Source organism: Synechococcus sp. R3-13 (assembly GCF_047462195.1).
GTDB lineage: Bacteria > Cyanobacteriota > Cyanobacteriia > Thermostichales > Thermostichaceae > Thermostichus.
In genome coordinates, this window is sequence record NZ_JANSIO010000361.1 from 12,942 (window position 1) to 13,142 (window position 201).

General features: G+C 60.2%; 1 protein-coding gene. It reads right to left on the reverse strand.

Annotation, left to right across the window (positions count from 1 at the left end; genetic code table 11):
* Window positions 1-201: zinc ribbon domain-containing protein (locus tag NW856_RS10975; RefSeq protein WP_414400270.1), on the reverse strand; the 201-nt coding region annotated here is incomplete at both ends.

Sequence of the window (201 nt, forward strand, 5' to 3'; positions counted from 1 at the left end):
CTCCTCACCCAACAACTCCAGCCCTTTGCGTAGGATGTTGATGGCCGCATTCTCATCCCGGTCAATCACCGTCCCACACCGCGGGCAGCGGTGGGTGCGAGTGGACAGCGTCTTCTTCACCCTGTGACCACACTGAGAGCAGTCCTGACTGGTGTACTGGGGCGGCACTGCCACCACCACCTTGTTGAAGACCTTCCCGTA